The 12,972-nt window shown below is 65.3% G+C and carries 11 protein-coding genes; 3 read left to right on the top strand and 8 right to left on the bottom strand.

The features are described from left to right. Nucleotides 1-44 precede the first annotated feature (44 nt). From AB688_RS14385 to ahr, 8 genes are all read right to left on the bottom strand, one after another. Nucleotides 45-1,349: an MFS transporter gene (locus AB688_RS14385; protein WP_063544883.1), complete on the bottom strand. Its 1,305-nt coding sequence runs from the start codon at nt 1,347-1,349 to the stop codon at nt 45-47. A gap of 322 nt (nt 1,350-1,671) precedes the next feature. Further along, nucleotides 1,672-1,899 (bottom strand): hypothetical protein, encoded by a 228-nt coding sequence (locus AB688_RS14390; protein ID WP_054891407.1) that lies wholly within the window; start codon nt 1,897-1,899, stop codon nt 1,672-1,674. 187 nt (nt 1,900-2,086) lie between these two features. After that, nucleotides 2,087-3,418: an MFS transporter gene (locus AB688_RS14395; protein ID WP_063544884.1), complete on the bottom strand. Its 1,332-nt coding sequence runs from the start codon at nt 3,416-3,418 to the stop codon at nt 2,087-2,089. An 87-nt stretch (nt 3,419-3,505) separates the two neighbouring features. Then, nucleotides 3,506-4,444, bottom strand: a complete 939-nt coding sequence (locus tag AB688_RS14400; protein WP_063544885.1) for a hydroxymethylglutaryl-CoA lyase — start codon at nt 4,442-4,444, stop codon at nt 3,506-3,508. Next, the gene (locus tag AB688_RS14405) at nt 4,441-5,634 is read right to left on the bottom strand and encodes a CaiB/BaiF CoA transferase family protein (RefSeq protein ID WP_063544886.1); all 1,194 of its coding nucleotides are present in this window, start codon (nt 5,632-5,634) and stop codon (nt 4,441-4,443) included. Before AB688_RS14405 ends, AB688_RS14400 begins: the two co-directional genes overlap by 4 nt. A gap of 118 nt (nt 5,635-5,752) precedes the next feature. After that, nucleotides 5,753-6,670 carry a LysR family transcriptional regulator gene (locus tag AB688_RS14410; RefSeq protein WP_054891411.1) on the bottom strand — a complete coding sequence of 306 codons (918 nt, stop codon included), beginning with the start codon at nt 6,668-6,670 and terminating at the stop codon, nt 5,753-5,755. 12 nt (nt 6,671-6,682) lie between these two features. After that, nucleotides 6,683-7,465 carry a hypothetical protein gene (locus AB688_RS14415; protein WP_063544887.1) on the bottom strand — a complete coding sequence of 261 codons (783 nt, stop codon included), beginning with the start codon at nt 7,463-7,465 and terminating at the stop codon, nt 6,683-6,685. 97 nt (nt 7,466-7,562) lie between these two features. Then, nucleotides 7,563-8,591, bottom strand: coding sequence for an NADPH-dependent aldehyde reductase Ahr (gene ahr, locus AB688_RS14420; protein WP_063544888.1), 1,029 nt, complete (start codon nt 8,589-8,591; stop codon nt 7,563-7,565). 312 nt (nt 8,592-8,903) lie between these two features. On the opposite strand from ahr, the gene AB688_RS14425 reads away from it, so the two are divergent. The 3 genes from AB688_RS14425 (at nt 8,904) to AB688_RS14435 (ending at nt 12,926) form a co-directional block, all read left to right on the top strand. Continuing rightward, complete coding sequence (locus AB688_RS14425; protein ID WP_063544889.1) at nt 8,904-10,085, top strand: M20 aminoacylase family protein; 1,182 nt, start codon at nt 8,904-8,906, stop codon at nt 10,083-10,085. Nucleotides 10,086-10,161: 76 nt separating this feature from the next. Beyond that, nucleotides 10,162-11,472, top strand: a complete 1,311-nt coding sequence (locus AB688_RS14430) for a citrate-proton symporter (protein ID WP_063544890.1) — start codon at nt 10,162-10,164, stop codon at nt 11,470-11,472. Continuing rightward, nucleotides 11,469-12,926, top strand: a complete 1,458-nt coding sequence (locus AB688_RS14435) for an amidase (protein WP_063544891.1) — start codon at nt 11,469-11,471, stop codon at nt 12,924-12,926. The genes AB688_RS14430 and AB688_RS14435 overlap by 4 nt, the downstream gene beginning before the upstream one ends. Nucleotides 12,927-12,972 lie beyond the last annotated feature (46 nt).

Consider the following 12,972-nt stretch of genomic DNA (forward strand, 5'->3'; position numbering starts at 1 on the left):
GGGCGGTCGTGGGGATGCCATGCAGCCCCACGTGCGCACTTCGATCAGGCAGGCTCGGAGCGCGCGAGCGGGGCGCTTTCACCCGTAACGGCATCGACGATCGGCGGATGATCCTGCGCGGCGTGGATCAGTTCCTCGGTCATGCGCAACTCGGCCCCGGTTGGCGAGAAGGTCGCGGTAGGCGCGAAGGGGGCCGGATGCTCGGGCGCCGGGCGCTTGCCACGCCGCCAGACGAAGAAGCTGACCATTGCCAGGTTGATCACGGCGAAGGCCCAGAACAGCCCGGCCTCGCCATAGGAGGTCATCACCGGCGAGATCGCCAGCGGGCTCATCGCCGAACCCAGCGAGTTGATCAGCAGCAGGCCCTGGATCATCGGCACCAGCGCATCCATCGGCGCGCGGTCGGCGGCATGGCTGACCGCCACCGGATACACCGCGAACACACCACCACCCAGTAGGAACAATACCGCTGGCAGCCAGGCCGAGGTGGAGGGCAACAGCAGGATGACCAACGACAGCACGACGCACAGCGTACCCAGGGCGATCAACACATCCTGGCGATCCTTGCGGTCGGACCAGCGCCCGACCGGGTACTGCAGCAGCATCGCGCCCAGGATCACCCAGGCCATCATGCGCCCGACTTCACCGACATCCAGGCCAATACGCTGCAGGTACAGCGGCAGCAGCGCATATACCGCAGCAATCGCCACACCCGAACCAAAGCAGCCGACCAGGCCGCTCGGCGTCACGCCCAGCAATTGTCGCGGCTTGAGCGGCTCGACCTGCTCCAGCAACGGCGATACCCGCGGCAGGATCACGATCGGCAGTACCGATAGTGCCGCCAGCATGCCCGCAACGGTGAACGGCGCACTGGCGCCCAGGCTCACCAGCTCGCCGAGCATCGCCTGGCCCAGCACGCCCGCGCCGTACAGCGCAATCATGTACAGGGCCAGCAGGCGTCCACGAATCTTCGCGTCACCGGCCAGCAGCAGCCAGCTTTCGATCACCAGGAACACGCCGACCGTCGCCCAGCCGTTGAGCAGGCGCAGGGCGAACCAGCCCCAGGTGTCGACGAACAGACCCTGCAACAGAATGGTTGCGGCAATCAGCGAAGCGAAACTGCTGTAGGCACGGATGTGGCCAATGCGCAGGATCAGTCGGTCGTTGAAGATGGCGCCGAGGGTGAGCCCAATGAAGAAGCCCGACGAGACGATACCGATCATCGTTGCCGATTCGCCGGCTTCGCCGAGGCGCAGGGTGGTCAGGGAATACAGCAGGCCATTGCCCAGGGCAATGATGAACAGCCCGAGCAGGGGTGCCAGCGCCATCGCCAGCAAACGCGGAGACATACGTACCTCAAGTGATCGATCAGCGAATGAACCTCTTCGACCACACGTGTCTGACCGGACCTCGAAGGAGTGGGGCTGCACGTAAGTGCCAGGGCGGGGATGCGACCAGGGCAAGACTCAACCGCAGACTCGGAGCACGAGATCGGGCGGGGTCGGTTGAGCCTGTTGCACATGCGCGATGTGGCTGAGGCACGGACGTTGTCATTGCTGCCGGTAGCCACCGTACGAGGCGACTGGGCGAAAAGGCGCGGCATTCTACGCCCGCGCCCCATCACTTGCCAAAGCCCTAGAGGTGCGACAGGAGGCCGCACCCTCTGCTGAATCAGGACGAAGGTTTGGCCGCTGTGTCCTGGCCGCTGTTGCTGTTGACCTGGGCGTCTTGCTGGGCGGCCTTGGCGGCTTCGCGCTTGGCCACCATGTCTTTGCTCTGCTGCTGTTGCAGGGCCCAGCGGGCATGGTGTTCCTGCAGGCGCTCGGCGCCGCCTTCGGCGAAGGCGGAGGTTACGGCGGTGGCGGCCAGCAGGGCCAGGGCATAGCGCAGGGATTTCATGGTTTGACTCTCCATCGTAGTTTGATTCTTCAAGGGCCTTGCAAGAGCGGCCGATGGAGAGAGGATGGAGCGCCAGGATTTCCTCAGGATTAACAACAATCAGATGTTCGACCGTTGGTCGCCTTGGTTTTGCGGTTTCTTCGGTTGCCAGGCAAGCGATTGCAGCGGACCCGGCAACCGAGTGGCCTCAGTGTTTCGGCAAGTCCCGCGTGCGCAGTTTTTCCGGCAAGGCGAACAACAACAGCACCGCTGTCACCAGGCTCGTGGCAGCGATCAGATACAGCGCAGGCGTGGTGCTGCCCGACAGATCGCGAATACGCCCCACCAGTACCGGGCTGACGATCCCGCCCAACTGCCCGAGTGTATTGATCAGCGCGATGCCACCGGCAGCCCCGGCGCCTGCGCCAGCCAGCAACTTCGGCGGCAGCGCCCAGAAGCTCGGAATGGCCGCCACCACACCGGCACCCAGCAGACCGAGGGAGACGATCAACAACGGCGTGTGGTCATCGAACAGTCCGGCGCACAGGAAGCCCAGGGCACCGAGGCTGATCAACCCGGCGGTAAACCAGCGCCGCTCGCCGGTCGCATCCGACCACCGGCCACACACCACCATGGTGATTGCCCCGCAGACATAGGGCACAGCCGTCAGCAGGCCAATCATCGACGGGTTCTCCGTCCCTGCGCTGCGGATCAGCTGAGGTGCCCAGAAGTTCAGGCCGTAGGAGGCGATCTGAATCAGGAAGTAGATCAACCCGAGCATCAGGAAACCGGGGATGCGGATCGCCTGCAGCAACGAACCCTTTCCATGAGCGGCCTGCGCCGGCTCGATGCGTGAGCGCAGCAACTGTTTTTCCTTGTCGCTGAGCCAGCCGGCGTCCTCGATGCGGTCCTTGAGCTGGGTCAGCACCAGCAAGCCAAGCGCTACGCAGGGCAGGCCGCCCAGCAGAAACAGCCAGTGCCAGCCGCGCATCTGCATGACCCCGTCAAGATGACCGAGCACCAGGCCCGAGAACGGCGCGCCGAACAGCCCGGCGAAGGCCGAAGCGAGGAACAGCAGCGAGGTGATGCGGCCACGGAAATGCTGCGGGAACCACAGCGTCAGGTAGTACAGCACGCCGGGCGCGAAACCGGCTTCCATGGCGCCGATGATGAAGCGCAGGGCATAGAACTGCCATTCGCTGGTGACGAACACCATGGCGGCGGTGGCCAGGCCCCACGAAATCATGATCCGCGCGATCCAGCGGCGGGCACCGACCTTGTACAGCATCAGGTTGCTCGGCACCTCGAACAATACATAGCCCACCACGAACAGGCTCGCTCCCAGGCCGTAGGCGGTGTCGCTGAAACCGAGGTCGGTCTGCAACTGGAACTTGGCGAAACTGATGTTGATGCGGTCGAAGAAGGCGAACAGATAACACACCATGATCAACGGCATGAGGCGCCAGGCGACCTTGCGGACCAGGGCTTTTTCGCTGTCGGCGCCATCGGTGGCACCCAGCGGCAGGGCGGAAAGGGTCATTGATGTTCTCCAGTCGGGCCGCCCTGTGGGCGGCCTTGTTGTTCTTGTTGTCTGGCGGGGCCACGGCCCCTTGGGTGTAGCGAAGAATCAGGCGGGCAAACCGGCCGGCAGTGGGTGCAGGTCGCAATTGCGTCCGGCCTTGACCAGTTGCCCCGGCACCTCGTGGCCGAGCAGCGCAGGCAGGCTGCGCGACATCTTCAGCAGGCCGTCGAGGTCGATGCTGGTAGGGATGCCCGTCTCGATGCACAGGTTGACCAGGTCCTCGCTGCAGATGTTGCCCGATGCCCCCGGCGCGAACGGGCAGCCGCCCAGCCCGCCGAGCGCGGCATCGAAGCGCCGCGCACCGGCTTCATAGGCGGCCAGCACATTGCACAGGCCCAGCCCACGGGTGTTGTGAAAGTGCAACGTGAGCATCGAAGCCGGCAGGCGCTCCAGGCTGCGCCGCACCAGGCGCGCGACCTGACGCGGATTGGCCATGCCGGTGGTATCGGCCAGGGTCACACCCTGCACACCCAGCTCCAGGTAGGCGTCGAGCAGGCGCAGCACCAGGTCTTCCTCGACGGCGCCTTCGAACGGGCAACCGAACGCAGTGGCGACACTGGCGTTGAGACTCACCGCCCGACCTTGCACGGCCTGGACGATATCGCCAAAGCCTGCCAGCGACTGTTCGCGGCGCATGCGCATGTTGGCCAGGTTGTGCGACTGGCTGGCCGACAGCACCAGGTTCAGCTCGTCGGCGCCGGCAGCCAGTGCGCGCTCGGCGCCTTTGAGGTTGGGGATCAGGGCGACGTAGATCACACCCGGCTGACGCTGGATGCCACGGAAGACTTCATCACCATCGCGCAGTGCCGGAATGGCCTTGGGCGAAACGAACGAGCCCGCTTCGATGCGGCTGAAACCCAGCTTCGACAAGCCATCGATCAGGCGGACCTTGTCTTCGGTCGGCACCCAGGTCGGTTCGATCTGCAGGCCGTCACGCGGGGCAACCTCCTGCACCACCAGCAGGTCTGCGTTGTTGTCGATCATTGCACCACCCCCTTGGCCCGCAGGCCGATGATCTCATCGGGGCCCAAGCCCAGCCCAGCCAACAGTGCATCGGTGTGTTCGCCCAGCGCCGGGCCCTGCCAATCGACGCGACCGGGCGTATCCGAAAGCTTCGGCACGATACCCGGCATGCGCACCGGGGTACCGTCGGGCAGTTGGCTGTCCAGCAGCATGTCGCGGGCCTGGTAGTGCGGGTCGTTGACGATGTCGGCAACCGAATAGATGCGCCCGGCCGGGACCTCGGCGGCTTCCAGCGTGGCCAGTACCTGGTCGATCGGGTGGCGGCGAGTCCAGGCCTCGATCGCGTCGTCGAGCTGTGCCGATTGCGCGGCGCGACCATCGTTATGGGCAAAGGCCTCGGCCTCGCCCAGGTCTGCTCGGCCGATGGCCTGCATCAGGCGGCGGAAGATCGGGTCGCTGTTGCCGGCGATCACCACGAACGCGCCGTCGGCGGTGCGGTAGGTGTTCGAAGGCGCGATGCCGGGCAGGGCACCACCGCTGCGTTCGCGGACATGCCCCAGCAGATCGTACTCCGGCACCAGGCTTTCCATCAGGTTGAACACGCTTTCCACCAGCGATACATCGACCACCTGACCGGCACCGCCGTTGACACGCACATTGAACAGCGAGAGCAGGGCACCCATCACCGCGTGCAACGAGGCCAGCGAGTCACCCAGGCTGACGCCTGCCCGCGCCGGTGCCGAACCCTGTTCGCCGGTGGTGTAGCGAATACCGCCCATGGCCTCGCCGATCGCACCGAAGCCAGGCCGGTCGCGATACGGGCCGCTCTGGCCATAGCCGGAGATACGCACCAGGGTCAGGCGTGGATTGAGCGCGTGCAGTACGTCCCAGCCCAGGCCGAGCTTTTCCAGCGCACCGGGGCGCAGGTTCTCGATCAGCACGTCGGTGTCGGCCAGCAGGCGCTTGACGATGGCAAGGCCTTCAGCGGCCTTCAGGTCGAGGGCCAGCGACTTCTTGTTGCGTGACTGCAGATACCACCAAAGCGAGGTGCCGTCGTGCAGCTTTCGCCACTTGCGAAGCGGGTCGCCCTGGCCCAGGGCCTCGATCTTGATGACTTCGGCGCCGAACTCACCGAGCAGGCGAGCGGCGAAGGGGGCGGCGATCAGCGTGCCTATTTCCAGGACCCTGATGCCTTGTAGCGGGGCAGGCATGGTGCGTACCTCTTTGTTCTTGGACTTTGAGGTAGAGGCTACGACTGGCGCCGGGAACGCACCAATCCTGTGTCGGCAATAACCGTTCGCAAAATGCGAAGGGTAGGGGCGACACCCCTCAGCCGCCAGGCTCAGCCGCGCGCAAATGCTCGAACAGCAAGCGGCTCACCGGTGACAGCGACTCAAGGTCCCGCGCCACCAGCAGCAACTCACGCTCGGCCCAGTCGTCGCTCAGCGCCACCGCACGCAACCCCAGCGCACCGCCAAACAACTCGAAGGCCTTGCGCGGCAGGATTCCCACGCCCATGTCAGCCTGCACCATGCGGCACACTGCATCGAAACTGGGGACATGAATACGCAGGCGCAAAACCCGCCCGGCGCGGCGAGCGGCCTCGTGGGTACGCATGTTGATGGAGCTCGCCGAGTGCAGGCCGACAAAGTCGTTGTCCAGAGTTTCGGCGAAGTCCACCTGCGCCTGGTCTGCCAATGGATGCCCTTCACGCACCACCAGCACCAACTGGTCGCGTCTGTAGCGCACCTTGAGCAGGTCGCGGGTGTCGCTGTCGCTGGAGCAGATACCCAGGTCCGCCACGCCATCGAGCAACCCCTGGATCACGCCATTGCTGGGCCGCTCCTCCAGGTCCACCTTGATCCGTTCGTGTTCTGCGGCGAACAGCGCCAGGTCCTCGGGCAGAAACTGGATGATCGCCGACAGGTTGGCGAGCATCCGCACGTAGCCGCGCACTCCCTGCAAGTGCTCGCCCAGTTCCAGGCCGATCTTCTCGAGGTTGAACAGCATGCGCCGGGCGTGGTGCAGCAGGGTTTCCCCGGCCGGGGTCAGGCTCATGCCACGGGCCTGGCGGGCGAACAGCGGCGAGCCGAGCGCTGCCTCCAGCTCGTTGAGGCGCTTGCTTGCCGCCGACAATGCGATCGCTTCGCGCGCGGCGGCACGGGTCAGGCTACCTTCCTCGTGGATGGCGACGAACAACTGCAAGGTCACCAGGTCAAGACGACGGATGAGGTTGTTCAGTTGCATGGTCAAGCGCCCTTACTTGCCCGTTGAAGCCGTGCGCGAGCGCAGCAGCGTCGCCAGCCCCACGGTCAGCACCACCGCCAGCCCCACGGCGAGCAGGAAGGTCAGGGCGATACCCAGGTGCGGCAGCAGCGCGCCAAGGCTCAGGTAGAAGGCAATCACCCCGACGGCGCCGATGGCGTTGCCCCGGATCATCCCGGCCATGGAGAAGCGCCCGCCCTGGACATGGGAGAACACCACCAGCGGCCAGGCGATCACCGGAATCGGCGCGAGCATGCCGCTGACCGCAGGTCCCAGCCAGCTTGCCGCACCTGTGGTGAGCATCAGCAGGCCGGTGGCGGCGACCATGCGCATGGGGATTTCCCACCAGCGCGCCTTGATCTGCGCAAGCTGCGCCGGGCGCGGCTCGCGGGCCGTGGCCCAGACCAGCACCACCACCAGGCACAAGGCGACAACGATCGATATCGGCAGATTGCCCCAATGGGTCAGTACATAGGCTGCCACGCCGTACAGCGCGAGCGACACCACTGCCGTGAGGGCCACGCCAAGCCTGCGGCTGGCGAAGAGGTAGCAGGCATAGCTGGCCTGGACCGCCGCCAGCCCGCCGAGTGCGCCCGGTATGGCATTCAGAGAGAAGGCGGTGCCTTGTTCCAGGCACAGGAAGATCATGACCAGCGCCGAGGTGATCGGCATGCCAGAGAGCAAGCCGCCGAGCAATCCTCCCCAGCGCCGCGAGGCGAGGGAGACGGCCCACATCAGAAGGGGAGTGACAACGAGCTTGAGGTAGAAGAGCGTCATGACGGCAGGCGGTCCGGTTGTTCTTGTCTGGCCGCAGGGCTGAGCCTGCGGCCGCGACATTGTCGATCATCCTCTGCGCCAATGACACCGCTTTGTTTCAGCGACTGGCGTCGAGCACTACCCGGTAGCGCGCCTTGCCGCTGCGCAGGTGGTCGATCGCCGCGTTGACCTGGCTCATCGCAAACTGCTCGACCTGGGGAACGATCTGGTGGCGGGCGCAGAACTCGAGCATTTTCGCCATCACCGCCGGGGAGCCGACCGGCGAGGCGGACAGGCTTTTCTGCTGGAGCATGAGGTTGAACACATGCACCGGGATCGCCCCGGGCACCACACCGACGAAGTTCACCCGACCGCGGGTACCGAGGGTACCGATCATGGCGGTCCAGTCCAGGTCGGCATTGGCCGTCACCAGGAGGAAGTCGAGGGTGCCGGCGATACCCTTGAGCGCCCGGCTGTCGGTGGAGGCCACCACCTTGTGCGCGCCCAGGCGCCTCGCTTCATCCTGCTTGTTCAAGGATGAGGTGAACGCGGTCACTTCGCAGCCCCAGGCATTGAGAAACTTCAGCGCCAGGTGCCCCAGCCCGCCGATGCCGACCACCCCGACGCGATCGGTGGGTTTGACACCGAATGACAGCAGCGGGTTGAACACCGTCGAACCGGCACAGAACAAGGGGCCGACAAGGGCAGGGTCGAGGCCGTCCGGCAGTGGGATGGCCCAGGCCCAGTGCGCTCGCAGGCGGTCGGCGAAACCGCCGTTACTGCCGATGATCGTCGGCCGGGCCGAACCACACAGGTTGTGCGAGCCTTCCATGCACGGCGCGCAGTGCATGCAACTGCCTTTGTACCAACCGATCCCGACCCGCTGTCCAACTTGCAGCCCCTTCACTCGATCACCAACCTGTTCGATGCGCCCGACTACCTCGTGGCCAGGAATGAACGGGTACTGGGTCAGCCCCCATTCGTTGTCGATCATCGATTGGTCGGAGTGGCAGACGCCGCAGTACTCGACCACGACCTGCACCTCGTCGTCAGCCAGCGGGCCGGGATCGTAGCTGTACCGCTGCAGTGGCGCACCGGCTGCCGTCGCGGCCCAGCCGGTAAATGTGCTTTGGTTGGGGTTGCTCATGGGACACCTCCAGGGGCTTGGCGAGTGTTTTCGAAGCCTGGAAAGTGTAGTGCAGGGGCAGAGAAGCTACAGCGGCCCACTTCAATCCTGAAATCACTATCGCCATTTACAAAAATATAGAGCGAGTAGTGATGGAGGGACGACCCCGCTTCAAGCCCGGCCTGCACGCCGGGTTCCACACAGCGGAACCACATTCGATTGTCGCCGCCGCGCCGTCAGGTTTATCTGGCAGCACCTGCGGCCTGCCTCTCGTGCCGCAATCCCCGAGCGAATAACAAAAGCGGGACTGCAACCCGCGCGAGGAGATGCCCGATGACCACATCCAAACACCCGCACATCCTGGCCTGGCTCGCTGACGTTACCGGCGAGCTTCAGGCACTGCGCCAGGATATCCATGCCCACCCTGAACTGGGCTTCGAGGAGAATCGCACTTCGTCGCTGGTCGCCCAGGCCCTGCGCGATTGGGGCTACGAGGTCCACACCGGGATTGGCCGCACCGGCGTGGTCGGTGTGCTGCGCAACGGCAGCAGCACGCGCCGCCTGGGGCTGCGCGCCGACATGGATGCGTTGCCGATCGTCGAGGCCACGGGCGCGGCCTACAGCAGCCGACACACGGGTTGCATGCATGCCTGCGGACACGACGGTCATACCGTGATGCTGCTCGGTGCTGCTCGCTACCTGGCGGCGACCCGGCGTTTCGACGGCACCCTGACACTGATCTTTCAGCCGGCCGAGGAGGGGCAGGGCGGCGCCGAGGCGATGCTCGCCGATGGCCTGCTCGAGCGTTTCCCCTGCGATGCGCTGTTCGGCATGCACAACATGCCGGGGCTGGCCGCCGGGCACCTGGGGTTTCGCGAAGGAGCGATGATGGCTTCCCAGGACCTGCTGACCGTCATCCTGGAGGGCGTCGGTGGTCATGGTTCGATGCCGCACCTGACCGTCGACCCACTGGTTGCGGCCGCCAGTGTGGTGATGGCGCTGCAGACCGTGGTGGCGCGCAACATCGATGCCCAGGAGGCGGCAGTGGTTACCGTCGGTGCGCTGCAGGCTGGCGAGGCGGCCAACGTCATTCCGCAGCAGGCCTTGTTGCGCCTGAGCCTGCGTGCGCTCGATGGCGAGGTCAGGCGCCTGACCCTGGAGCGCGTACAGGCGATCATCCACGCCCAGGCCAAGAGCTTCGGCTGCCGCGTGAGCATCGAACACCGGCCTGCCTACCCGGTGCTGATCAACCATGCCGCGGAAAACGCCTTCGCCCGCCAGGTCGGTATCGAGCTGCTCGGAGAAGCCGCCGTCGATGGCAATACCCGCAAGCTGATGGGCAGCGAAGACTTTGCCTGGATGCTGCAACGCTGCCCCGGTGCCTACCTGTTCATCGGCAACGGCGTGGATCGGCCGATGGTGCACAACCCCGCCTACGACTTCAACGACGACATCCTGCTGACCGGGGCCGCCTACTGGAGCGCGCTCACCGAGCGCTGGCTCGCCCCGGCCTGAGCGCTTCTTCATTGACTGCCGCTGGAGCCCGCATCCCTGCGGGCGTTCCTCACATCTGGTTTCTGGAGAACTTCCCATGCACGCTACGAACGCAGGCGCATCGCGCACCCGGCAAGTGGTCGCGGCCGTCATCGGCAATGCGCTGGAATGGTATGACTTCATCGTGTACGGCTTTCTGGCCAGCATCGTCGCTCGTCAGTTCTTTCCCTCCGACGATGACTACGCCTCGCTGCTGATGGCCCTGGCGACCTTCGGCGTCGGTTTCTTCATGCGCCCGGTGGGTGGCGTGTTACTGGGCATGTATGCCGACCGCAAAGGGCGCAAGGCCGCCATGCAACTGATCATTCGCCTGATGACCCTGTCCATTGCGATGATCGCCTTCGCCCCCAACTACCTGGCCATCGGCATGGGCGCTCCTATGCTCATCGTGGTCGCGCGTATGCTGCAGGGCTTTGCCACGGGGGGCGAATACGCCAGCGCCACGGCATTTCTGGTGGAGAGCGCGCCGGCGCACCGCAAGGGGCTCTATGGCTCCTGGCAACTGGTCGGGCAATGCCTGGCGGTGTTCTCCGGGGCGTCGATGGTCGCGCTGGTCACCCACTTGTGTTCACCCGAGGCGCTGGACGCCTGGGGCTGGCGAATTCCCTTCGTGTTCGGCTTGCTGATCGGCCCGGTGGGGTTGTGGATTCGCAAGCAAATGCAGGAGCCCGAGGAGTTTCTCGAGGCGCGCAAGCAAGCCAAGGACCAGGCCCCGAGCCTGTGGCAGGTGCTACGTACGCATCGCCGGGCGCTGTTGGTGTCCATGGGCCTGGCCAGTGGCGCGACCGTTTCCTTCTATGTGGTGCTGGTGAACATGCCGACTTTCGCCCACAAGAGCCTGGGGTTGCCATTGGACCAGGTGCTGTTGGTGCAGATGCTCGCGGTGGGCCTGATGACGGTGGTGATTCCGTTCTCCGGCGCGCTGTCCGACCGTATTGGCCGCCGACCGGTGCTGATGGCCTTCACCCTGGGCTTTTTCCTGATGGTCTACCCGCTGCACCTGTGGGTCGCCGCGGCACCTTCGGTAGAGCGCCTGCTGGTGATGCAACTGGCCCTGTGCAGCATGATCGGCGGTTTCTACGGGCCGGCACCCACGGCGCTGGCCGAGCAGTTCCCCGTCGCCGTCCGCTCAACGGGAGTGTCGGTGGCGTATAACGTGGCAGTGATGTTGTTCGGCGGCTTCGCGCCGCTGATCGTCACCTGGCTGACCAAAGTCTTGAACACGCCTGTGGCGCCGTCATTCTACGTACTGTTCGCCTGCGTGCTGACACTGCTGGGCACCTATTGTCTGAAAGAAGCCGTGCGGCCACGCGCACCGGCCGTCATTGAACTTGGAGTAAAACCGTGAAACCGCTAGATCTCGACCCTGTCGTCGCGCTGGATGCCAGCGAGCTGTCCCGGGCGATCCATGCTCGCCAGGTTTCCTGCCGAGAGGTGATGCAGGCCTACCTTGCGCACATCGAGCGGTTCAATCCGCAGGTCAACGCCCTGGTTTCACTGCGGCCGGCACAGCAACTGCTCGAGGAAGCCGACGCGCGCGACCGCGAGCTCGACCGTGGCCAGTCCCGTGGATGGATGCATGGCATGCCCCAGGCGATCAAGGACCTGGCCGCCACGGCTGGCCTGCGCACCACCTTGGGCTCGCCGCTGTTCGCCGAGCAGGTGCCGCAGCAGGACGCCATCAGCGTGGAGCGGGTTCGGCGCAGCGGCGCGATCATCCTCGGCAAGAGCAACGTGCCGGAGTTCGGCCTCGGTTCGCAGACCTACAACACGCTGTTCGGCACCACCACCAACGCCTACGACCCCAGCCGGGTGGCCGGCGGCAGCAGCGGCGGGGCGGCGGCAGCATTGGCCATGCGCTTGCTGCCAGTGGCTGACGGCAGCGACATGATGGGCTCGTTGCGCAACCCGGCGGCGTTCAACAATGTGTTCGGCTTGCGCCCGTCCCAGGGCCGCGTGCCCCATGGCCCGGCGCCTGAGGTGTTCGTCCAGCAACTTGCCACCGAAGGCCCGATGGGGCGCAGCGTTGCCGACCTCGCGCGATTGCTGGCGGTACAGGCGGGTTACGACGCGCGGGCACCGTTGTCGATCAACGAAGGTGCTCAGGACTTCGCCGCCGATTTGCAGCAGGACTTCAACGATGTGCGGATCGGCTGGCTGGGTGACTACAACGGTTACTTGCCCATGGACGATGGCGTGCTGAGCCTATGCGAAAGCGCACTGAGCGAATTCGAGAGCCTGGGGTGCAAGGTCGAGACCTGTCAGCCGGACTATCCGCTGGAGCGCCTGTGGCAATGCTGGCTGACCCATCGCCACTTCCTGGTGCACGGTAACCTCGCAGCCGCCTACGCCGACCCACATCGGCGCGCATTACTCAAGCCCGAGGCGCAATGGGAAGTCGAGGGCGGCCTGCGTTTGAGCGCCGCTGCGCTCTATGAGGCATCGCTGGCGCGCAGCGACTGGTACCGGGCGATGGCAGGGTTGTTCGAGCGTTACGACTTCCTGCTGCTGCCCTCGGCCCAGGTGTTTCCTTTCGATGCACAACAACCCTGGCCGCAGGTCGTTGGTGGGCGGACGATGGATACCTATCACCGCTGGATGGAGGTGGTGATCGGCCCGACTCTCGCCGGGCTGCCGAGCATCAGCGTACCGGTCGGCTTCAATGCCCAGGGCCTGCCGATGGGATTGCAGATCATCGGCCCGGCCCAGGCGGACCGCGAAGTGTTGCGCCTGGCCTACGCCCACGAGCAACTGACACGTTGGGTCGAGCGCTGTCCGCCACCGAGCCTGCTGGCGCGCTGAAGCCCTTGCAGGCGCGTATCTTGCTGGGCAATGTGACGAACCTGGT

The sequence above is a fragment of the Pseudomonas putida genome (genome assembly GCF_001636055.1).
Taxonomy (GTDB): domain Bacteria; phylum Pseudomonadota; class Gammaproteobacteria; order Pseudomonadales; family Pseudomonadaceae; genus Aquipseudomonas; species Aquipseudomonas machongensis.

What these genes read in the sequence shown, in the direction of transcription:
- AB688_RS14410 (WP_054891411.1), bottom strand. Translation starts at nt 6,670, where the DNA reads ATGCAACTGAACAACCTCATCCGTCGTCTTGACCTGGTGACCTTGCAG.
- AB688_RS14405 (WP_063544886.1), bottom strand. Translation starts at nt 5,634, where the DNA reads ATGCCTGCCCCGCTACAAGGCATCAGGGTCCTGGAAATAGGCACGCTG.
- AB688_RS14425 (WP_063544889.1), top strand. Translation starts at nt 8,904, where the DNA reads ATGACCACATCCAAACACCCGCACATCCTGGCCTGGCTCGCTGACGTT.
- AB688_RS14400 (WP_063544885.1), bottom strand. Translation starts at nt 4,444, where the DNA reads ATGATCGACAACAACGCAGACCTGCTGGTGGTGCAGGAGGTTGCCCCG.
- AB688_RS14430 (WP_063544890.1), top strand. Translation starts at nt 10,162, where the DNA reads ATGCACGCTACGAACGCAGGCGCATCGCGCACCCGGCAAGTGGTCGCG.
- AB688_RS14390 (WP_054891407.1), bottom strand. Translation starts at nt 1,899, where the DNA reads ATGAAATCCCTGCGCTATGCCCTGGCCCTGCTGGCCGCCACCGCCGTA.
- ahr (WP_063544888.1), bottom strand. Translation starts at nt 8,591, where the DNA reads ATGAGCAACCCCAACCAAAGCACATTTACCGGCTGGGCCGCGACGGCA.
- AB688_RS14385 (WP_063544883.1), bottom strand. Translation starts at nt 1,349, where the DNA reads ATGTCTCCGCGTTTGCTGGCGATGGCGCTGGCACCCCTGCTCGGGCTG.
- AB688_RS14415 (WP_063544887.1), bottom strand. Translation starts at nt 7,465, where the DNA reads ATGACGCTCTTCTACCTCAAGCTCGTTGTCACTCCCCTTCTGATGTGG.
- AB688_RS14395 (WP_063544884.1), bottom strand. Translation starts at nt 3,418, where the DNA reads ATGACCCTTTCCGCCCTGCCGCTGGGTGCCACCGATGGCGCCGACAGC.